The 780-nt window shown below is 44.0% G+C and carries 1 protein-coding gene; it reads left to right on the top strand.

The features are described 5' to 3' along the window. Positions 1–218: 218 nt before the first annotated feature. Positions 219–780: hypothetical protein (locus HC175_RS15660; RefSeq protein ID WP_168139375.1), on the top strand; the 562-nt coding region annotated here is incomplete at its 3' end.

Here is a 780-nt window from a genome sequence, read left to right as displayed (position 1 = left end):
AGGAATTTGATATTGCTGCGGAAAGTGAATGGCAAAATCAGGTCATGAATCAGGTAGAATCTTATTTTCCCGATGAAAACTGAAAAAGCTATCTTTTTAATTTCCGGTAATTATCAAAAAAATTTAAGGAAATTCTCTATTTTCGATCCATTGGGGCTCCATCTCCTTCTTCCCTATAAAAGCCCTGGAGCTACAGACGACTAATCGCCTTTATCATCATGAAAAAAATATTACTTATTCTTTTTACCATTTGTGGTCTCACCCGGATGCAGGCGCAATTCATCACGGAAGAGGCTGTTGAGGTTTCTGTGGGCTATGGCCTGAGTCTGCCTTATGATGAGACGGGTTTTTACGGTACCGGATATTTTGCGCAGGGAGAATATGTGTTGGGAATCAATGAGTGGATCGACCTGCGACCCTACGCCGGCTATATTTTTACCGAGATGAATGAAAGTTTTGGCGGTCCCATTAAGCCCGAGGATAAAGCCACGGTCAACGCCTTCCTTTTTGGCGGAAAAGGACGGGTGAGGATTCCGATAGACTGGGTGGCGCCATATGCGGAATTAGGAATAGGTGGTACCGTGGGATCTTTTGAAACTGTAACGGCTAAAAGGAACTTTGAAAAGAGCGGAATTTTTATGCACATCCCTGCTTCTTTAGGATTTGAACTTGGCCCCAACCACAATGTGACACTGGAACTAACCGGTTATTTCCATAACGACCCGGCACAGGTCGTGGGAGCTGTTGCAATTGGGGTTTCTTTTCCTGTTGGGTATTATA

This window comes from Salinimicrobium oceani (assembly GCF_012037645.1).
The sequence above is the reverse complement of the archived record's forward strand: the minus strand, read 5'-3'. Positions and strand labels throughout refer to the sequence as shown.